This is a genomic window from Pseudomonas nitroreducens, assembly GCF_014204515.1.
Taxonomy (GTDB): Bacteria; Pseudomonadota; Gammaproteobacteria; order Pseudomonadales; family Pseudomonadaceae; genus Pseudomonas; species Pseudomonas nitritireducens_A.
This window is the reverse complement of record NZ_JACHLI010000022.1, coordinates 42,427-60,679: the sequence shown is the minus strand read 5'-3', so window position 1 is coordinate 60,679 and position 18,253 is coordinate 42,427. Positions and strand designations below refer to the sequence as shown.

General features: G+C 67.0%; 18 protein-coding genes. 10 read left to right on the top strand and 8 right to left on the bottom strand.

Annotation, left to right across the window (positions count from 1 at the left end; translation table 11 throughout):
* The first annotated feature begins 211 nt into the window (after positions 1–211).
* Positions 212–2,938, top strand: a complete 2,727-nt coding sequence (locus HNP46_RS23495) for a LuxR C-terminal-related transcriptional regulator (RefSeq protein ID WP_184593802.1) — start codon at positions 212–214, stop codon at positions 2,936–2,938.
* A 200-nt stretch (positions 2,939–3,138) separates the two neighbouring features.
* Here HNP46_RS23495 and HNP46_RS23490 read toward each other — a convergent pair whose 3' ends face one another.
* Positions 3,139–4,026, bottom strand: a complete 888-nt coding sequence (locus HNP46_RS23490; protein WP_184593800.1) for a hypothetical protein — start codon at positions 4,024–4,026, stop codon at positions 3,139–3,141.
* 162 nt (positions 4,027–4,188) lie between these two features.
* On the opposite strand from HNP46_RS23490, the gene HNP46_RS23485 reads away from it, so the two are divergent.
* A complete protein-coding gene (locus HNP46_RS23485; RefSeq protein WP_184593798.1) occupies positions 4,189–5,127 on the top strand; it encodes an alpha/beta fold hydrolase in 939 nt (312 codons plus the stop codon).
* Between the two features lie 353 nt (positions 5,128–5,480).
* Here the strand turns inward: HNP46_RS23485 and HNP46_RS23480 are convergent, their stop codons facing one another.
* Complete coding sequence (locus tag HNP46_RS23480; protein WP_184593796.1) at positions 5,481–6,320, bottom strand: metal-dependent hydrolase; 840 nt, start codon at positions 6,318–6,320, stop codon at positions 5,481–5,483.
* A 121-nt stretch (positions 6,321–6,441) separates the two neighbouring features.
* Between HNP46_RS23480 and HNP46_RS23475 the strand changes: the two genes are divergently transcribed.
* From HNP46_RS23475 to HNP46_RS23465, 3 genes are all read left to right on the top strand, one after another.
* Complete coding sequence (locus tag HNP46_RS23475) at positions 6,442–7,461, top strand: AraC family transcriptional regulator (protein ID WP_184593794.1); 1,020 nt, start codon at positions 6,442–6,444, stop codon at positions 7,459–7,461.
* Between the two features lie 74 nt (positions 7,462–7,535).
* Entirely contained in the window at positions 7,536–8,177 is a 642-nt protein-coding gene (locus tag HNP46_RS23470; protein WP_184593792.1) for an MBL fold metallo-hydrolase, read from the top strand.
* A gap of 84 nt (positions 8,178–8,261) precedes the next feature.
* Complete coding sequence (locus HNP46_RS23465; protein WP_184593790.1) at positions 8,262–8,972, top strand: OmpA family protein; 711 nt, start codon at positions 8,262–8,264, stop codon at positions 8,970–8,972.
* Positions 8,973–9,115: 143 nt separating this feature from the next.
* Here HNP46_RS23465 and HNP46_RS23460 read toward each other — a convergent pair whose 3' ends face one another.
* The 4 genes from HNP46_RS23460 to HNP46_RS23445 all read right to left on the bottom strand — a co-directional run bounded on the left by HNP46_RS23460 (position 9,116) and on the right by HNP46_RS23445 (position 13,818).
* Positions 9,116–10,024, bottom strand: coding sequence for an acyltransferase (locus tag HNP46_RS23460; RefSeq protein ID WP_184593788.1), 909 nt, complete (start codon positions 10,022–10,024; stop codon positions 9,116–9,118).
* Positions 10,025–10,104: 80 nt separating this feature from the next.
* A complete protein-coding gene (gene pta / locus HNP46_RS23455; RefSeq protein WP_184593786.1) occupies positions 10,105–12,231 on the bottom strand; it encodes a phosphate acetyltransferase in 2,127 nt (708 codons plus the stop codon).
* 61 nt (positions 12,232–12,292) lie between these two features.
* Positions 12,293–13,483, bottom strand: a complete 1,191-nt coding sequence (locus tag HNP46_RS23450; protein ID WP_184593784.1) for an acetate kinase — start codon at positions 13,481–13,483, stop codon at positions 12,293–12,295.
* Between the two features lie 2 nt (positions 13,484–13,485).
* Positions 13,486–13,818, bottom strand: coding sequence for a DUF3565 domain-containing protein (locus HNP46_RS23445; RefSeq protein WP_184593782.1), 333 nt, complete (start codon positions 13,816–13,818; stop codon positions 13,486–13,488).
* Here HNP46_RS23445 and HNP46_RS23440 point away from each other — a divergent pair.
* The 3 genes from HNP46_RS23440 (at position 13,787) to HNP46_RS23430 (ending at position 15,828) form a co-directional block, all read left to right on the top strand.
* Positions 13,787–14,272: an FKBP-type peptidyl-prolyl cis-trans isomerase gene (locus HNP46_RS23440; RefSeq protein ID WP_184593780.1), complete on the top strand. Its 486-nt coding sequence runs from the start codon at positions 13,787–13,789 to the stop codon at positions 14,270–14,272. The genes HNP46_RS23445 and HNP46_RS23440 overlap by 32 nt on opposite strands.
* A gap of 216 nt (positions 14,273–14,488) precedes the next feature.
* Positions 14,489–14,974: a glutathione peroxidase gene (locus tag HNP46_RS23435; RefSeq protein WP_184593778.1), complete on the top strand. Its 486-nt coding sequence runs from the start codon at positions 14,489–14,491 to the stop codon at positions 14,972–14,974.
* Positions 14,975–15,087: 113 nt separating this feature from the next.
* Entirely contained in the window at positions 15,088–15,828 is a 741-nt protein-coding gene (locus tag HNP46_RS23430; RefSeq protein ID WP_184593776.1) for a nitroreductase family protein, read from the top strand.
* Here HNP46_RS23430 and HNP46_RS23425 read toward each other — a convergent pair.
* Together HNP46_RS23425 and HNP46_RS23420 are read right to left on the bottom strand one after the other, a co-directional pair.
* A complete protein-coding gene (locus tag HNP46_RS23425) occupies positions 15,825–16,214 on the bottom strand; it encodes a tautomerase family protein (RefSeq protein ID WP_184593774.1) in 390 nt (129 codons plus the stop codon). The genes HNP46_RS23430 and HNP46_RS23425 overlap by 4 nt on opposite strands.
* Before the next feature lie 4 nt (positions 16,215–16,218).
* A complete protein-coding gene (locus HNP46_RS23420) occupies positions 16,219–16,524 on the bottom strand; it encodes a carboxymuconolactone decarboxylase family protein (protein ID WP_184593772.1) in 306 nt (101 codons plus the stop codon).
* Positions 16,525–16,631: 107 nt separating this feature from the next.
* Here HNP46_RS23420 and HNP46_RS23415 point away from each other — a divergent pair, with 107 nt between their 5' ends.
* Together HNP46_RS23415 and HNP46_RS23410 are read left to right on the top strand one after the other, a co-directional pair.
* Complete coding sequence (locus tag HNP46_RS23415) at positions 16,632–17,522, top strand: LysR substrate-binding domain-containing protein (protein ID WP_184593770.1); 891 nt, start codon at positions 16,632–16,634, stop codon at positions 17,520–17,522.
* 73 nt (positions 17,523–17,595) lie between these two features.
* The gene (locus HNP46_RS23410) at positions 17,596–18,186 is read left to right on the top strand and encodes a TetR/AcrR family transcriptional regulator (RefSeq protein WP_184593768.1); all 591 of its coding nucleotides are present in this window, start codon (positions 17,596–17,598) and stop codon (positions 18,184–18,186) included.
* The last annotated feature ends 67 nt before the right edge of the window (positions 18,187–18,253 follow it).

The following is an 18,253-nucleotide window of genomic DNA, read 5'->3' as shown; positions in this document are numbered from 1 at the left end:
ATCCCCACGGGTGGTTCCGCGGTGAAAAGAGACCGGCCTCAGGGCCGGTCTTTTTTTATGGGGAATCATCTGTCAGATGAATGGAGGCAGGAATGTCGGCTGCTTTCCAGTCATCTTGTGAGCAAAGGTAACAAAATCGGCTTCAAATACCGCTCACGAGCGGCTAGGCTCCGTCGACATAGAAAGAAGAGCTAGAGCAAGAGCCAGGCCGATGACCGACTTCTCGACTCTGCCAAGACTGACCGATGTTCCCCCCAGCACGGCGGGCAGCCGATTCTTCCGGCCGCCGCTGCCGCATGGCCACGTCGCCCGTTCGCGTCTGTGCGAGCGCATGGCCGCGGGGCTGGAGGGACGGCTGATACTGGTGTCTGCACCGGCGGGGTTCGGCAAGAGCTCCCTCGCCATCGAATTCTGTCAGACGCTGCCCAGCCAATGGCGCAGTCTGTGGCTGGGGCTCAGTGCCAGGGACAGCGACCCGGGGCGTTTCCTCGAACGCCTGCTGGATGGTCTGCGCCTGCATTTCCCCACGCTCGGCGAAGAAGCCCTGGCCCTGCTGAAGATGCGCCAGCGCCACCAGCCCTTCGCTTTCGAGGCCTGGCTCGACGACCTGCTCGATGAGCTGGTGCACAGCCTGTCGGTCGAACGCCCGCTGCTGCTGGTGCTCGACGACTACCACCTGGCCCAGGGCGCGGTGCTCGATCGCTGCCTGCAGTTCCTCCTCAATCACCAGCCGCCCGGGCTCGTCGTGCTGGTCACCAGCCGCCAGCGGCCGGACTGGCACCTGGCGCGCCTGCGCCTGTCGCGGCAACTGCTGGAGTTCACCGAACAGGACCTGCGCCTGACCGTCGAGGAAACCGCGCAACTGGTCTCGGCCAACGGCGCGCAGCTCGACGACAATGCCCTGGATAACCTGGTCGAGCGCAGCGAGGGCTGGATCGCCGGTCTGCGCCTGTGGCTGCTGGCCCACGGCGACGAACTGGCGGCCAAGGTCCCCGACCTGTCGGTGCATGGCGCCGAAGAGCTGATCCGCGACTATCTATTGGAAGAAGTGATCGACAAGCAGTCGCCCGAGGTCCAGGTATTCCTTGCCCAGACCGCGCGCTTCGAGCGCTTCTGCGCCGAACTGTGCGATTCCCTGCGCGACTCCCACGACAGCGCCGCGATCCTGCGCCACCTGCAGCAGCACCAGGTATTCCTCGTACCGCTGGACGAGCAGGGCCAGTGGTTCCGCTATCACCACCTGTTCTCCGACCTGCTGCTGGCGCGCCCGCTGCCCGGCTCCGGGCCGTCGGCCGCGGCGCTGCACCTGCGGGCCTGCCGCTGGTTCAGCGCCCAGGGGCTGTTCGACGACGCGGTGGAACAGGCGCTGCGCGCCGGCCACCCGGAGGTCGCGGCGAGCCTGGTGCAGAGCCTGTCCGAGGAGCAGCTGCTGGCCGAGCAGAACGTCGCCACGCTGCTGCGCTGGAAGATGGACCTGCCCGACAGCCTGCTGGCCAGCACGCCGCGCCTGATCGTGCTGTACAGCTGGGCGCTGGCGCTGGCCTGCCAGCTGGACGCGGCCGAGGAGCTGGCAACGCAACTGTCGCGCTTCCTGCCGGCCGCCGACGCCGCCACCCAGCTCGACCTGCTGGCGCAATGGCAGGCCCTGGCCGGAGTGATCGCCCGTGGCCGCGGCGAGATCGACGCCGCCGAGCGGCACTGCGAGGAATCCCTGCACGGCCTCGGCCCGGAACGTTTCGGCCCGCGCCTGCTGTGCCTGTCGACCCTGAGCAACCTGGCCATCGTGCGCGACGACCTGTGGCGCGCCCGCGGGCTCAACCGCGAGGCGCTGGAGCTGGCGCAGCGCTTCGGCAACCCGCTGTTCGAGGCCATGGTGCATTACGACCGCGCCCGCGTGTTGCAGGCGCGCGGCGAGGTGCTGCGCGCCGAAGAGGAAGTGCGCCAGGGGCTGGCGCGGCTGTCCGGCCTGTCGTCGCAGCGCCGCTATGCGGTGCGCGGCCGGCTGATGCTCTACCAGGGCTACCTGCGCAGCCTCGCGCTGCAGCCGGAGGAGGCGCGCAAATGCCTCAAGGCCGGCATCGAGGAAGCCCGCGCCTGCCGTGACATCAGCCTGGTGATCGGCTTCTGCGTGCTGGCCAGCCTGGAAGGGCGGCTGGGCAACTACACCCGTGCCTTCGCCCACCTCGCCGAGGTCGAGCGGATGATGCACGTGTGGGACGTGCCGCCGGTCTACTACCTGTCGGCCATCACCCTGATCAAGTGCGAGCTGTGGCTCGGCCAGGGCCAGGTCGAGCTGGCCAGCGCCTGGCTGGAGCGCTTGCGCGACACCTACACCGGCGACGAGCCGGCGACCCCGCCGGAATGCTCGCCGCAGCTGCCGCGCAACGTTGAGATGCTGCAGGCGCAGCTGGAGCGCCGCGAAGGTCGCCTGGCCGACGCCGAGGGGCGTTTGCGCGCGGTGGCCAGCGGAGCTTTGCAGGGTGGGGCGCAACTGCAGGCGCGCTTTGCCCAGGGCCAGTTGGTGGCCCTGCTGCTGCAGGCTGGCCGCGACCGCGAGGCGGTGCGCGAGCTGGGCGAATGCCTGGACAACCTCGCCGTGGGCTTGCTGATCCCGCTGCAGGAAGTGCTGCAGCAATACCCCGACTGGTTGCGCGAGCAGTTGGCGGTGCGCGCCCCGGCTGCGGCCCTCGATGCCCTGCGCGAACGCCTGCCGGCCCCGCCGGAGCGCAGCGCGGTGCTCAACGATTGCCTGAGCGGCCGTGAGCTGGCGGTACTGGAACTGATCGCCCAGGGCTGCTCGAACCAGGAAATCAGCGACCGCCTGTTCATCTCCCTGCACACCGTGAAAAGCCATGCGCGGCACATCAACGACAAGCTCGGCGTCGAGCGCCGCACCCAGGCGGTGGCGCGGGCGAAGGAGATGGGGTTGCTGCGCTAGGGGATGGAGGTTGTGGGAGCAACAACCTGTTCTCGGCTACTCCCAGGCACATAACGCCGTCAGCGTTATGTGCCGTGCAGGGGTAGCGGAGCTGGCGTAGGAGCGGACTCTGTCCGCGATCGCTTCCCACCTGCAGAGCAGCCTCAGGCCAATCGCGGACGGAGTCCGCTCCTACGCTCGGCGGTTCGAGCAGTGAGCCATCACAGCCCCTTCTTCTTCTCCGCATCCGCCGGCGCGCTCAAGTCCAGCGCCTTCGGCGCAGCCTGGCCCTTGGTCGGAGCGGCAAGCTGTTTCTGCACGTCGGTCTGGATCGCCTGCAGCACCGGCAGCAGGTCGCGCATGTTCTCGCGCACCTCCGGGTAGGCGTGCTTCTGCGCCAGCTCGTCCACGCGCATGAGCAATTGCGCGCGTACTTCGCCTGGCAGGTGGATGAACAGTTCGGGCAACTGCTTGGCCAGTTCGGCGCTATAGAGCACCAGGTCCTGGCGGTCGAACTGCGCGGTGAGGCCCAGGTAGTCCAAGGCGCTGCTGGTCAGCATCGAGGCGGCGGCCTTGGCTTCCTGCATACCCTGCAGGCGCACCGGATTGCGCTGCTCGTTCTGCGCCAGGGTCATCCAGAACTCCACCGTCAGGTTGAACAGGATCGCCTGTTCGCGCAGCGAGTAGCTCATCAGCCCCAGCGCCTCGGCGCCATAGGGCTGCTTGGCGGCGCGGAAGTTGAAGTACAGGCGCATCAGCTCCTTGAGCTTGAACAGCACCTCGCGCGCCTCGTTCTGCCGCAGCTCCAGCGGGGCGTAGATGTTCAGCTGCGGGCGGAAATTCTCCTCGCTGACCATGCGCTGGTAGATCGGCCCGGTGAACTCACCGCTGCGCCGGGGCAGGCCGTTGACCTGGGTCTCGTCGATCTTCTTCAGCGCTTCGATCAGCAACTGGTAGTCGGCACTGGTCCAGGGGCGCTGGATGTCGGGAATCTTCTGGCCCAGGTAGAACAGGTCGGCGGACAGGGCAGGGCGGCAAAGGAGCAGCAACAGCACGGGCACTAACCGGACAGCTAGCGGCCACAGCGAACGGCGGGTCAGGGTCGGCACGAACGGGCTTTCCTTGCGCGAGGGCGGGTCGGGCTAGGTTAGCGAGGTGCACGGCCGGCGTCATCCGTGGCGCGCCATCACACTACCTAGGTTGGGCGCGGTGGCGCGGGCGCTGTGGTGAGATCGGCATTCGAGAACAACAAGCACGGGAGTCACTCGTCCATGACCGCTACATTGTCTGTGCCACCGCCGCTGGCCGAGGGCCTCGCCCGTTACGGCTTCGGCGCCCTGCCGCTGGCTGCGCTGAAGGCGCGCTACGCATCACCGGAGTCCGGTTCCAGGTTCATCCGTGTCGACGGTTTCGACATCCACTACCGTGACGAAGGCAGCCGCGACAAACCGGTGCTGGTGCTGGTCCACGGCGTGATGGCCTCGCTGCACACCTGGGACGGCTGGGTCGCCGAACTGGCCCGGCACTTCCGCCTCATCCGCCTGGACGTGCCCGGCTTCGGTCTCACCGGCGGCGGCGAGGACCGCGAGTACGACGGCGAGCGCCTGGTGAAGGTGTTCGGTATGTTCCTCGACCGCCTGGACCTGAAGAGCGTGTCCATCGCCGGCAACTCCCTGGGTGGCTACATCGCCTGGAACTACGCGCTGGGCAACGCCCATCGTGTGGAGCGGCTGATCCTCATCGACCCGGCCGGCTACTACATGCAGAAGGTCCCGCTGATGATCGCCAGCGCGGTGCTGCCCGGCGCCGGCATCATGATGCCGATGTGGATGCCGCGCGCGCTGGTGGCCCAGGGCATCAAGGAAGTCTACGGCGATGCGCGCAGGATCAAGCCGGGGGTGATCGACCGCTACTACGACATCAGCCGCCGGCCGGGCAACCGCCGCGCGATGATCGACATCTTCCGCGTGCTGGTGAAGGCCAACCGCGAGGAGCTGACCGGTACACCGACCCGCGTCGCCGCGCTGAAAGTGCCGACGCTGCTGATGTGGGGCGAGCGCGACCGCTGGATCTCGCCGCGCCACGTGCCGATGTGGCAGCGCGATGTGCCGGGGATCGAGGTGAAGGTCTATCCCGGCGTGGGGCATATCCCGATGGAGGAAATCCCCGAGGAGTCGGCAGCCGATGCGCTGCGGTTCCTGCATGCCTGACGACTGATCCCATGAAAAGCCCGGCCCAGCGCCGGGCTTTTTCGTTCTGCCGAATATCTATTCGTAGGGCGCATAACGCGCCAGCGTTATCCGCGGAGCAACGATCGGCGGATAACCTGTTCCAGGTTATGCGCCCTACGGCCTGGCATCTGCGCAGATGGATGGGGGCTTTCGTAGGAGCGGACTCTGTCCGCGATGACTTGTCGGCCACTCCGCTGACTAACCGGGCGGGTGGATCGGCCTATCGCGGACGGAGTCCGCTCCTACGCAGGTCGACGCGCCGAAGTGATTTACAGGAGCGGCAGAAACGACACCGCCCCGACAGGGCGGGGCGGTGTTCGGTGCAGGGAAAATCAGCCGGCGTGAGCCAGCGGCTGCGCGTCGTATTCCTTGCGCACCTCGTAGAGCACATCGAGGTTGTTGTGCTGCCAGGGGTGGAAGTCGGACTTGAAGAAGTCCAGGTATTCGCGCAGCAGCGGGCGGAACACGCCGTGCTTGCCCCAGGTCCACTGGATGCCGTCGCGCCAGATGCGCCAGTTCCACAGCAGGCCGTCGACCTTGAGCATGTGTACCAGGCCGCGGAAGGTATCCAGGACGAAGAAGAAGGTCGCCATGCGCATCGCCCGGCGCAGCAGCTTGCGGCTGCCGCAGACCTGGTTGTAGACGTCGAAGGCCACCGCCTTGTGCTCGGTCTCCTCCAGCGCGTGCCAGCGCCACAGGCGCTGCATCACCGGGTCGGCGCCTTCCATGGTGCGCGGGTCGGTGAGCAGCCCGTTGGCCATGATCGCGGTGATGTGCTCCAGCGCAGCGGTCGCCGCCAGTTGGCGCTTGGCGGGGAATTTCTTCTGGGTGAAACGGATGCGCGCCTGGGCGCGCTTCTCGATGGCGGTGACGTCGTAGCCCAGGTCGCGCAGACGCTGGCTGTAGGTCAGGTGCTCGCGGCTGTGATGGCCTTCCTGGCCGATGAAACCGCGGATCTGCTCCTTGAGCACCGGGTCGCTGATCTGGTCGCGGAACTGCCGCACCGAGTCGATGAAGAAGCGTTCGCCGTCGGGGAACAGCACCGACATGGCGTCGAACAGGTGGGACTTGAAGGCGTCTCCGCCGTGCCAGTGACGCGGCAGCGGATCGGGCAGATCGAAGTCCATGTGCCGGGGCTTGATCTCCAGTCCTGCGGGGGTGGTGCTGGCCATGGCGGCTCCAGTGGTGTGGTTGTCCATGGTCATTACTGTGGGCTTGTAGGGAAAGCGTCACAAGGTTATTGTCTGCCAACTTTCCGGTCATATCCGGCCAGCGGTCACTATAAGAAAAATGATGAAACAACCGCTCAACTTCACCGCCGAACTGGTGCCCGTCGCCTATGCGCAGGCACTTCTGGACCTCGCCGAAGAGCTGGGCGTGCCGCGCACGCGCCTGTTCGAGCTGGCCCGCGTGCGCCCCGAAGTGCTGCAGAGCCCCAACGGCCGCCTGTCCTTCGTCGACTTCCACCAGCTCTCCAGCGCCGCCCTGGCGCACTGCAACGAGCCGGCCTTCGGGCTGTTGCTGGGGCAGCGGCTGAACGTCTCCACCCACGGCATCCTCGGCTACGCGGTGCTGTCGAGCGCCAACCTCGAACGTGCCATTGGCTTCGCCCTGAAGTACTACCGCGTGCTGGGTCTGGCTTATGATCTGGAAATGGTCGAGGACGGCGGCGTCTCCTACCTGCGCGCCAGCGAGTCGATTCCCCTCGGCGCCACCAGCCGCTTCGCCGCCGAAGGCCTGATGACCAGCCTGCATACCATCGCCCGCTTCCTGGTCGGTGAGCCGCTGCAGGGCGTCAGCGTCGGTTTCGCCCATGCCAGGCCGGACTACGCCGAGCGCTACGCCGAGGTGTTCGGCGGCGAGGTGCTGTTCGACCAGCCGTTCCACTTCATCGGCCTGCCCAGCGAGTACCTGGCGCGGCCCATGGCCCTGGCCAACCCGGCCACGGTGCAGATGTGCGAGCAGCAGTGCGAGGCGCTGCTGGCCACGCTGGACGTGCAGGAAGGTCTGCTGACGCGCATCCGTCGCCTGCTGCTGGCGCGCCCCGGCGAGTTCCCCGACCTAGAGGCCGTGGCCGCCGACCTGCACACCAGCGGCCGCAGCCTGCGTCGACATCTTTCCAACCTGGGCACCACCTACCAGGAAGTGCTCGACGACGTGCGCAAGCGCCTGGCCCTGCAATACCTCACCACCACCCACCTGCCGCTCTACGAGATCGCCCTGCTGCTGGGCTTCAACGACCCGTCGAACTTCCGCCGGGCGTTCCGCAAGTGGACCGGCAAGCTGCCCACGGACTACCGCCAGGGCGATTGACGGATGACTCGCCAGGGGACCTCGGGATCGGCGAAAATGACCGCCGTGCTATTCCGCCACCCAGCGAGCCTTCGATGAGCGACCAGCCTGCCCTGATCCGTGAAACCTTCCCCGTCGGCCCCTTGCAGTGCAACTGCACGATCATCGGCGATCCGCTGACGAAGAAGGCCATCGTCGTCGATCCGGGCGGCGACCACGAACTCATCCTGCAGCGCCTGGAGACCCTGGGCCTGAAGGTGGTCAGCATCATCCACACCCACGCGCACCTGGACCACTTCCTCGCCTCCGGGCAGATGAAGGAGAAGACCGGTGCGACCCTGCACCTGCACCAGGGCGACCAGTTCCTCTGGGACAACCTGGAGATGCAGTGCCAGATGTTCGGCGTGCCCTATACGCCGGTGCCGGCGCCTGACCAGTGGCTCAAGGATGACGAGGAGCTGGCCTGCGGCTGCGGCGTGGCGCTGCACACTCCGGGGCACACGCCCGGTTCGATGAGCTTCTGGTTCCCCCGGGACAAGCTGCTGATCGCCGGCGACACCCTGTTCCGCCGCAGCATCGGCCGCACCGACCTGTGGGGCGGCGACTACGCCACCATCGAGCGTTCGATCCGCGAGCGTCTGTATTCGCTGGACGAAGAGGCGACCGTGGTCACGGGGCACGGCCCGGACACCCGGCTGGGCGACGAGATGCGGGAGAATCCCTTCATCCGTGCTTAAGGTTGCTGCGGAATTATTTGCACGACCTACGCTCTAACCTGCCGCCCACTACTGGGTGTTTCGCTATTCGAGGAGTCATCCGTCATGTTCACCGCACGTAGTCTGTCCATGGTTGCGGCTGCCACCGCCTTTGCCCTCATGGCCGGTTGCGCCTCCCAGAATCCTTACGATCCCAATACCCAGGTTCCCGCCGAAGGCGGTGTCAGCAAGACCGCCAAGTACGGCGGCCTGGGCGCGCTGGCCGGCGCTGTCGCTGGCGCGGCGATCAACCACAACAACCGTGGCAAGGGCGCGCTGATCGGCGCCGCCGCCGTGGGCGCCGCTGCCGCGGGCTACGGCTACTACGCCGACAAGCAGGAAGCCAAGCTGCGCCAGCAGATGCAGGGCACCGGCGTGCAGGTCGAGCGCCAGGGCGACGACATCAAGCTGATCATGCCGGGCAACATCACCTTCGCCACCGACTCGGCAAACATCGCGCCGTCCTTCTACACCCCGCTGAACAACCTGGCCAACTCGTTCAAGGAGTTCAACCAGAACAGCGTCGAGATCGTCGGCTACACCGACAGCACCGGCAGCCGCCAGCACAACATGGACCTGTCCCAGCGCCGTGCGCAGTCGGTGGCGACCTACCTGACTTCCCAGGGCGTCGACCCGTCCCGCGTCAGCACCCGCGGCATGGGCCCGGACCAGCCGGTGGCGTCCAACGCCGACGTCAACGGCCGCGCGCAGAACCGTCGCGTGGAAGTCAACCTGAAGGCCCTGCCGAACGCGCAGACCCAGCAGTACCAGCAGTAAGCTGCGCCCATGAAAAAGCCCGCCGATTGGCGGGCTTTTTTGTGCCTGGCGGGAAGGGAGCGTAGGAGCGGACTCCGTTCGCGATGGGTTTCCGGCGCGATGCGGTGCCTATCGCGGACGGAGTCCGCTCCTACAACAGTCCATCAGGCCTTGGCGGGAAACTCGCGGTGCAGCTGGGTCAGCAGCTGGTCCTTGCGCTCCCACAGCTGGTTCACCCACAGCTGGAACTCGGCGCGGTAGCCCTCGTCCTGGTCGTAGCTCTTGCCGACGAACTGGCGGGGGATTTCCATCTCCTCGAAGCGCACCACCACCGAACGCAGGCGGCCGGAGAGCAGGCACCAGAAGGTCGGGCGGCCGTCGGGATAATGGATGGTGACGTTCACCAGGGTGCGCAGCTGCTCGCCCATGGCGTCGAGGACGAAGGCGATGCCGCCGGCCTTGGGCTTGAGCAGGTGCTGGAACGGCGAGTTCTGCTCGTCATGCTTGGCCTGGGTGAAGCGGGTGCCTTCGAGGAAGTTGAAGATCGCCACCGGGATGCGGCTGAACTTGGCGCACGCCTTGCGGGTGGTTTCCAGGTCCTTGCCTTTCTTCTCCGGGTGCTTGGCCAGGTAGGCCTTGGTGTAGCGCTTCATGAAGGGGAAATCGAGCGCCCACCAGCACAGGCCGATCACCGGCACCCAGATCAGCTCCTGCTTGAGGAAGAAGCGCAGCAGCGGGATACGGCGGTTGAGCTGGTACTGCAGGACGAGGATGTCCACCCAGCTCTGGTGGTTGCTGGTCACCAGGTACGAATGGTCGTACTCCAGGCCCTTTAGGCCCTGCACATCCCAATGGGTGCGGCGAACCAGGTTCATCCAGCCCTTGTTGCAGGTGATCCAGCTTTCGGCGATCACGCTCATGATCTTGCTCAGCGCCAGCTGCGCCGCGCTGAACGGCAGCAGCAGCTTGATGATCGACATGCCCAGCAGCGGAATGCACCAGCACAGCGTGCTCACCACTAGGATCAGGGTGGCGAGGATGCCGCGCAGGGTGTGCGGGAGGAAACTCAACATCGAGGAATGGTCCTTGTACGTAGGCGCCCGGTCGGCCGGGCGCGTGATGCGTTCGTGGGCACATCCCTCGTGCCTGTCAGTCAGCCGTCCTTGCTGCTGTCGGCCTGGATCGCCGTCAGAGCGATGGTGTAGACGATGTCGTCCACCAGCGCCCCGCGCGACAGGTCGTTCACCGGTTTGCGCAGGCCCTGCAGCATCGGCCCGATGCTGACGCAGTCGGCGCTGCGCTGGACGGCCTTGTAGGTAGTATTCCCGGTGTTCAGGTCGGGGAACACGAACACATTGGCGCGTCCGGCCACCGGGCTCTCGGGCGCCTTCAGGCGACCCACGCTGGCGATGGCGGCGGCATCATACTGCAAGGGACCGTCGATCAACAGATCGGCGCGTTTTTCCCGCGCGATGCGCGTAGCTTCGCGGACTTTCTCGACATCTGCGCCGGTTCCGGACTCACCGGTGGAGTAGCTGATCATCGCCACCCGCGGGGTGATGCCGAAGGACTGCGCCGAGGCGGCACTCTGCAGGGCGATCTCCGCCAGGTCACTGGCCGAAGGATCGGGATTCACCGCGCAGTCGCCGTAGACCACCACCTGGTCGGGCAGCAGCATGAAGAACACCGAGGACACCAGGTTGTAGCCGGGCGCCGTCTTGATCAGCTGCAGGGCCGGGCGGATGGTGTTGGCGGTGGTGTGGATGGCGCCGGAGACCAGGCCGTCCACCTCGTCCAGGGCGAGCATCATGGTGCCCAGCACCACGTTGTCCTCCAGCTGTTGCTCGGCCATCGGCGCGTTCAGGCTCTTGCCCTTGCGCAGCTCGACCATGGGCTCGACGTAGCGGCTACGCACGAGGTCCGGGTCGACCACTTCGAGGTCCTCGGGCAGCACGATGCCGAGCATCTGCGCCACCGCCTGTACGTCGTCGGGCTTGGCCAGCAGCACGCAGCGGGCGATGCCGCGGGCATGGCAGATGGCGGCGGCCTGCACGGTGCGCGGCTCGCTGCCCTCGGGCAGGACGATGCGCTTGCCGGCGCGGTTGGCGCGCTGGGTCAGCTGGTAGCGGAACACCGGCGGCGACAGGCGCAGTTCGTGGGGCGAGCCGCAGCGCTGCTTGAGCCACTCGAAATCGATGTGTTCGGCGACGAATTCGGTGACGCGCTCGGCGCGTTCGCGGTCGTCCACCGGGATTTCCTTGTTCATCCGCGACAGGTCGCCGGCGGTGTCGAACGAGCCGGTCTTCACCGTCAGCACCGGCAGGCCGCTCTGCAGCGCACTGCGGCACAGCTCCATGACCCTTGCATCCGGCGCCAGGCCCGAGCACAGCAGCAGGCCGGCCAGGGGCACGCCGTTCATGGCGGCCAGGCAGGCGGCGAGGATGATGTCGTCGCGGTCGCCGGGAACCACCACCAGCACGCCGGGCTTGAGCAGGTGCACGGTGTTGGGCGCCGAGGGCGCGCAGAGGATGATCTTCTGCACGCGGCGTTGTTCGTAGTCGCCGGCGTTGAGCACGCTGGCGTCCAGCAGGTCGGCCACGTCGCGGGTGCGCGGGGCGTTCATCTCGTCCTGCCAGGGAATGCAGCCGAGCAGGCGGACGTCGCCGTCGCGCAGCAGCGGCGAGTGTTCCTTGAGGCGTTCGCCGAACAGCCGCGCGGCTTCCTCGGCGTCGCGCGGCAGGTCATCGCTCTCGCCGCCACGCACCTTGTTGACGATCAGGCCGGCGAGGTGCGGATCGCGCGGGCCGCCAAACAGCTGGGCGAGGATTTCGATACGGTCGGACAGCTCGCCCACCGTCTCGTTGTCCGGCGCCGAGACCAGGATCACCTCGGCATCCACGCTGCGCGCCAGGTGCGCGTTGATGCGCGCGGCATAGCTGGCGTGCTTGGTCGGCACCATGCCTTCGACGATCATCACGTCCTTGTCCACGGCGGCGCTGTTGTACATGCCGACGATGTCTTCGAGCAGTTCGTCGAGCAGGCCGTCGCCGAGCATGCGCTCGACCTTGGACAGCGACAGCGGGGTGGGCGCATTGAGGCCGTGGGTACGCGCGACCAGCTCGCTGGAGCGCTCCGGGCCATCGTCGCCGGCGTGGGGCTGGGCGATGGGCTTGAAGAAGCCGACCTTCAGGCCGGCGCGTTGCAGGGCGCGGATCAGGCCCAGGCTGGTGGACGTCAGGCCGACACCGAAACCGGTCGGTGCGAGGAAGAAGGTGTGCATCCGGGCTCCTTAAGCCGTGCGGGGGTGGTCTGCGCCCTTGTGGGGCGCAACCGGTGAATCTTCAGTCGAGCACCGCCAGGGTGTCGAGGGCGATCTGCTTTTCTTCGTTGGTGGGGATCACCAGCACGCGGGGGTGGCCGCTCAGGTGGATCGGCCCGCCGACGCCGCGTACGCAGCGGGCGTTGGCTTCGCCGTCGAGTTCCAGATTGAGCACGTGCAGGTGCTTGACCGTGAGGTTGCGCACCAGCGCCGAGTTCTCTCCGATGCCGCCGGTGAAGATGATGCCGTCCAGCCGCGGCAGCGCACAGGTCAGCGAGGCCAGGGACTTGGCCAATCGGTAACAGAATACTTCGATGGCCAGCGCCGCGTTGGCGTGGCCCTGCTCGCGAGCGTGCTCCAGGGTGCGCATGTCGTTGGACAGCCCCGACAGGCCGAGCAGGCCGCTGTCGTGGTTGAGCATGTGGTCGATCTTTTCCAGGCTCCAGCCCAGGGTCCGCGCCAGGTGGCTGTGCAGGTTCGGGTCGACGTCGCCGGAGCGGGTGCCCATCATCAGGCCCTCCAGCGGGGTCAGGCCCATGCTGGTGTCGCGGCTCTGGCCGTTGGCGATGGCGCAGGTCGAGCTGCCATTGCCCAGGTGCGCCGACAGCCAGTAGCTGTCGCCCACCGCCAGCCCGCTCATCTGCGCCGCCTGGTGGCTGACGTAGCGGTGGCTGGTGCCGTGGAAGCCGTAGCGGCGCACGTGCTGCTCGCGGTACAGCGGCTCGGGGATGGCATAGCGGAAGGCGCGCTCGGGCAGGCTCTGGTGGAAGGCGGTGTCGAACACGGCGATGTGCGGCAGGTCCGGGTAGAGCGTCATGGCGGCGTCGATGCCGACCAGGTTGGCCGGGTTGTGCAGGGGCGCCAGGGGCGAGGTCTCGCGGATGGCGCTGAGCACCTCATCGGTCAGGCGCGAGGCCTGGGTGAAGCGCTCGCCGCCGTGCACCACGCGATGGCCGATGGCGTGCAGCTCGCCCTGGGCGGCCCTGGCCACCAGCGGCAGCAGGCGGGCGAGGGCGGCCTGGTGGTCGGCGCCGGGCAGCTCCAGGGTCTGTGGCTGCTCGTCGGTCTCGCCCTGCCAGCGCAGGCTGGCGCCGTTGGAGCCGAGGCGCTCGGCCAGGCCATGAAGAATGAAATCGTCGCGCCCCTCTCGAACCAGGGCGAACTTGATCGATGAACTGCCGCAGTTGATCACCAGGATATTGCGAGCCGGCATGCCTACTCCTTGTTGCTGTCGATGTCCTTGGCGCACCAGCCGCAGGGGAACCACCGGCCGATCTGCGCCTTGCGCTGCTGTGGGTCCAGCACCCAGGGGCGCGACTGCCAGGGGGGCTGGTGGCGCAGGTGCTGGGTGTGGCCGCAGGACAAGACTGCCACCCAGTGGCCGTCTTCGTCCTGATGAAAGTCAAGCAGGCGCGGCGCGGCCGCGTCGTCCCGTCCGTCCGTCTTCGGGTCGCAATCGGGGGCGCCGCCGCGTAGACTTGCGCTTTCAACTTCTATATCGGATAGGTTTCGAACCATGCAGATCGCGGCCAACAAGGCGGTTTCCATCGACTATACCCTGACCAACGACGCGGGTGAGGTCATCGACAGCTCCGCCGGCGGCGCTCCGCTGGTCTACCTGCACGGTGCCAGCAACATCATCGGCGGCCTGGAAAAGGCCCTGGAAGGCAAGCAGGTCGGCGACGAGCTGGAAGTGACCGTCGAGCCGGCCGATGCCTACGGCGAATACAGCGCCGAGCTGGTTGCCACCCTGACCCGTGAAATGTTCGAAGGCGTGGACGAGCTGGAAGTGGGCATGCAGTTCCACGCTTCGGCTCCGGACGGCGGCATGCAGATCGTCACCATCCGCGACATCGACGGCGACGACGTGACCGTCGACGGCAACCACCCGCTGGCCGGCCAGCGCCTGAACTTCAAGGTGAAAGTGGTCGACATCCGCGACGCTTCCGCCGAAGAAGTCGCCCATGGCCACGTCCATGGCGAAGGTGGTCACCACCACTGATAGCGCTCAACCGGTCGGACTTCGATCGGGTGAAGCCATCATTGAGCTGCTAAGCTCACACGGGAAAGGCGCCTTCGGGCGCCTTTCTCATGCAACCGTTTCACTGCAACACCGCCAGGGCATTTTTCCCGCATCCACTGGGATTGCGCAGCACGACGGACGCGTTGTCCGCTCCCTGCGCGGGCACTTCGTGCCTACCTCTTCAAGGAGCAAGCAATGAGCGCTTTTCACGATCTGACGCTGCATGGTCTCGACGGCCAGGATCTGCCGCTGGCCCCGCTCAAGGGCAAGGTCGTGCTGGTGGTCAACGTCGCCTCGAAATGTGGCCTGACCCCGCAGTACGCCGCTCTGGAAAACCTCTACCAGCAGTACAAGGACCAGGGCTTCGTGGTCCTCGGCCTGCCGTGCAACCAGTTCGCCGGGCAGGAGCCGGGCAGCGAGGCCGAGATCCAGTCGTTCTGCTCGCTGAACTACGGAGTGACCTTCCCGATGTCGGGCAAGCTCGAGGTCAATGGCGCCGAGCGCCATCCGCTGTACCGCCTGCTGGCGGGCGAGGGCGCCGAGTTCCCCGGTGACATCAGCTGGAACTTCGAGAAGTTCCTGCTCGGCCCGGACGGCCGCGTGCTGGCCCGTTTCAGCCCGCGCACCACGCCGGATGACCCGGCGTTGATCCAGGCCATCGAGAAGGCGCTGGGCGCCTGATCCGCCCCGGCGGGAGAGGGCGCATGCGCCAATCCCGCCGGCATTTTTCTCCTTCGCCTTGTTCCCTCGGGTGCGCGGCGGCTTAATTGGGCGACCTGCTTCCGGAGCCTGCCATGAGCCGTTTCGCCGCCGAGTCCGCTTGCCTGCCCGCCACGCCCGAGAACCTGCGCGCGCTGATCGAACAGCGCCGCTCGGTGCGCCGTTTCCTCGACGAGCCGGTGCCCGACGCCGTGCTGCGCGACTGCCTGGAGCAGGCCGTGCTCGCCCCCAACGCCTGCAACCTGCAGCCGTGGAGTTTCCAGGTGATCCGCGATGCCGAACTGCGCCGGCGGCTGGCGCCGGTGTGTCTGGGGCAGAACGCGGCGCGCACCGCCCCGGTATTGATCGCCGTGCTGGCGCGCCCGGACACCTGGCGCGAGTCCTGCGCGGCAATCCTCGAACAATGGTCTGAGCCGCAGGTGCCGGAGAAGGTTCGGCGCTTCTACGAGCGTACCGCGCCGTTCCAGTACAACCAGGGCGCCTTCGGCCTGCGCGGGCTGTTCAAGCGGGCGCTGTATGCACTGGTCGGCCTGCGCCGCGCCTTGATGCGCCATCCCAACAGCCACGCCGAGATGCGCCTGTGGGCGGTGAAGTCCACGGCCCTGGCGGCGCAGAACCTGATGCTTGTCGTGCAGAGCCATGGCTACGCCAGTTGCCCGATGGAAGGCTTCGACGAAGTGCGGCTGCGCAAGGTGCTGGATATCCCGCGCCGCGCGGTGCCGATCATGCTGCTGGCGGTGGGGCGGGCTGCCGACAATGGCGTCTACAACCCGCGCCTGCGCTTCCCGCTGGAGCAGCGCGTCAGCTGGCACTAGGGCTTGGTCAGCACGCCCAGGCGTCCGCCGCCGAACGACCAGTCATCCGCCTCGCTGTTGGTGATCTGCACCATCACGTCCTCGCTGGCGATGCCCAGGCGTTCGCCCAGCAGCGCGTTCAGCCGTCGGTAGAACGCCTGTTTGGTCTGCGAGTCCCGTGGACGGCCGATGGTGATGGCGATCAGCACGAAGTCGTCGCTGCGTGGCCCGCCCAGGTAATGGCGGTTGAAGACGAACTCTTCGGCTTCGTGCTGGTGGATCATCACGAACTGGTCGCCCTCGGGCACATTGAAGGCTTCGTGCATGGCGTCGTAGACGCTGTCGGCCAGTTCGCGCAGGTACTCGGGTTGCTTGCCTTTGCGCAGGGAGATGCGGACGGTGGGCATGGCGTCATTCCTCGTCGAGTCGGTTGAGAGCGGAGGCGGCCGTCGGCCAGCCGCCGTAGAAGGCCAGGTGGGTGATCAGCTCGACCAGCTCGTCGCGGGTCAGGCCGTTGCTTCGGGCCAGTTGGAAATGGAACGGCAACTGCTCCAGGCGCCCCAGCACCACCAGCGCCGCAACGGTGATCAGGCTGCGCTCGCGTGGATGCAGTTGCGGGCGCTGCCAGATATCGCCGAACAGCACGTCCTCGGTGAGCTGCGCCAGCTTCGGCGCCTGGCGTCGCAGAGCAGGGGAGACCTGGGGTGGAGAAGACATCGGGCCGTTCCTCTTCTGTGGCTTGACGGAATCAGGCTAGCGCGCCAGATTGATTCGGAAAATCGGGAAATATTTGACCGATAGTTCGATTAATCAGGATGGTTGGCATGGCTCGCCTCAACTTCGATCTCGACGTGCTGCGCACCTTTGTCACCGGCATCGAGCTGGGCAGCTTCGCCCGCGCGGCGGATCGCCTGGGGCGTTCCACCTCCGCCGTCAGTGCGCAATTGAAGAAGCTCGAAGAGCAGGCCGGTACTCCCGTCCTGCGCCGTGAAGGTCGCGGCATGGCGCTGACCGAGGCGGGCGAGACGCTGCTGGGCTACGCCCGTCGTCTATTGGAGCTGAACGACGAAGCGGCCGGCGCTCTGCGCGGCGGCTCGCTGGAAGGCCGGGTGCGCCTCGGCCTGCAGGAAGACTTCGGCGAAACCCTGCTGCCGGCCGTGCTGGCGCGCTTTGCCCGTGCCCATCCGAAAGTGCGCATCGAAGTGCGCACGGCGCGCAACCAGCAGCTCATCGAAGGCGTGCGCAACGGCGAGCTGGACCTGGCGCTGGCCTGGGAGACCGGCGAGCGCACGCCGCACATGGAGCGCATCGGCTCGGTGGCGCAATGCTGGATCGGCGCACCGGATGGAGCGCCGTCTCCCGGCGCAGAACCCTTGCCGCTGGTGATGCTGGAGGCGCCGTGCCTGCTGCGCAGCGCGGCGACGGCGGCGCTGGATCGGGCCGGCATCGCCTGGCGCGTGGCGTTCACCAGCGCCGGGTTGTCCGGCATCTGGGCGGCGGTCGGTGCCGGACTGGGCGTCGGTCTGCGCACGCCCATCGGCTTGCCCGTCAGCGTCGAGCGGCTGGATGCCGAGCGCGCCGGCCTGCCGGCCATGGCGCCGCTGGGCCTGTGCCTGCACCGCAGCGAAGCCGAACCGGAAGCCGTGGTGGAGCGCCTGCGTGAGCTGCTGCAGGAAGGCGTGGCCGAGCTGCTGGACAATCCCGCAATCCATTGATGGCTTCTGCAGCAAAATCACTCTGATCAATGGTGCTGGCAAAAGCGAGACGACCGGTCATATTCTTGCGCCCATGAACAGCATCCGACTCGACAAGCGCGACCTGATCCTCGCCAAGGGCTCCCTGGCGATGACCCGCAGCGGCTACCACGGCACCGGCGTGCAGGACATCGTCCAGGCCGCCGGCATCCCCAAGGGCTCCTTCTATCACTACTTCGAGAGCAAGGAAGACTTCGCCCTGCAGGCCCTGGAGCATCTGTATGCCCCGCGCCTGGCCCGTTATGCCGAGGCACTGAGCAACCCGGCGCTGGGGCCGCGGGCGCGCATCCTCTCCTATTACCGCGAGCTGCTGGCGCACTTCGCCCGCCAGGAGAAGCTGGAGTACCACTGCTTCATCGGCAGCCTGAGCTTCGAGATGGCCGAGCTGTCGCCGGCCATCGCCGCGCGGGTCGACGGCATCCTCCAGCAGTCCATCGACACCCTGCGCGACTGCCTCGCCGACGCCCAGCGCGCCGGGGAGCTGCCGGTGGCGGAGAACGTCGAGTCCCTGGCCGAGTTCATCGGCAACGCCTGGCAGGGCGTGCTGGCGCGGATGAAAGTCAGCGCCTCGCTCCTCCCGGTGGAACGCTTTATCGAACGCCTGGAGCACCTGCTCCGGGCCTGAACTGCCTGAGTCATCCCAACCCCATCCCGGCCCTTTATAAAAGAATGAGACGACCGGTCGCCTGGTC

What these genes read in the sequence shown, in the direction of transcription:
- HNP46_RS23495 (WP_184593802.1), top strand. Translation starts at nt 212, where the DNA reads ATGACCGACTTCTCGACTCTGCCAAGACTGACCGATGTTCCCCCCAGC.
- HNP46_RS23485 (WP_184593798.1), top strand. Translation starts at nt 4,189, where the DNA reads ATGACCGCTACATTGTCTGTGCCACCGCCGCTGGCCGAGGGCCTCGCC.
- HNP46_RS23480 (WP_184593796.1), bottom strand. Translation starts at nt 6,320, where the DNA reads ATGGCCAGCACCACCCCCGCAGGACTGGAGATCAAGCCCCGGCACATG.
- HNP46_RS23475 (WP_184593794.1), top strand. Translation starts at nt 6,442, where the DNA reads ATGAAACAACCGCTCAACTTCACCGCCGAACTGGTGCCCGTCGCCTAT.
- HNP46_RS23470 (WP_184593792.1), top strand. Translation starts at nt 7,536, where the DNA reads ATGAGCGACCAGCCTGCCCTGATCCGTGAAACCTTCCCCGTCGGCCCC.
- HNP46_RS23465 (WP_184593790.1), top strand. Translation starts at nt 8,262, where the DNA reads ATGTTCACCGCACGTAGTCTGTCCATGGTTGCGGCTGCCACCGCCTTT.
- HNP46_RS23460 (WP_184593788.1), bottom strand. Translation starts at nt 10,024, where the DNA reads ATGTTGAGTTTCCTCCCGCACACCCTGCGCGGCATCCTCGCCACCCTG.
- pta (WP_184593786.1), bottom strand. Translation starts at nt 12,231, where the DNA reads ATGCACACCTTCTTCCTCGCACCGACCGGTTTCGGTGTCGGCCTGACG.
- HNP46_RS23450 (WP_184593784.1), bottom strand. Translation starts at nt 13,483, where the DNA reads ATGCCGGCTCGCAATATCCTGGTGATCAACTGCGGCAGTTCATCGATC.
- HNP46_RS23440 (WP_184593780.1), top strand. Translation starts at nt 13,787, where the DNA reads ATGCAGATCGCGGCCAACAAGGCGGTTTCCATCGACTATACCCTGACC.
- HNP46_RS23445 (WP_184593782.1), bottom strand. Translation starts at nt 13,818, where the DNA reads ATGGAAACCGCCTTGTTGGCCGCGATCTGCATGGTTCGAAACCTATCC.
- HNP46_RS23435 (WP_184593778.1), top strand. Translation starts at nt 14,489, where the DNA reads ATGAGCGCTTTTCACGATCTGACGCTGCATGGTCTCGACGGCCAGGAT.
- HNP46_RS23430 (WP_184593776.1), top strand. Translation starts at nt 15,088, where the DNA reads ATGAGCCGTTTCGCCGCCGAGTCCGCTTGCCTGCCCGCCACGCCCGAG.
- HNP46_RS23425 (WP_184593774.1), bottom strand. Translation starts at nt 16,214, where the DNA reads ATGCCCACCGTCCGCATCTCCCTGCGCAAAGGCAAGCAACCCGAGTAC.
- HNP46_RS23420 (WP_184593772.1), bottom strand. Translation starts at nt 16,524, where the DNA reads ATGTCTTCTCCACCCCAGGTCTCCCCTGCTCTGCGACGCCAGGCGCCG.
- HNP46_RS23415 (WP_184593770.1), top strand. Translation starts at nt 16,632, where the DNA reads ATGGCTCGCCTCAACTTCGATCTCGACGTGCTGCGCACCTTTGTCACC.
- HNP46_RS23410 (WP_184593768.1), top strand. Translation starts at nt 17,596, where the DNA reads ATGAACAGCATCCGACTCGACAAGCGCGACCTGATCCTCGCCAAGGGC.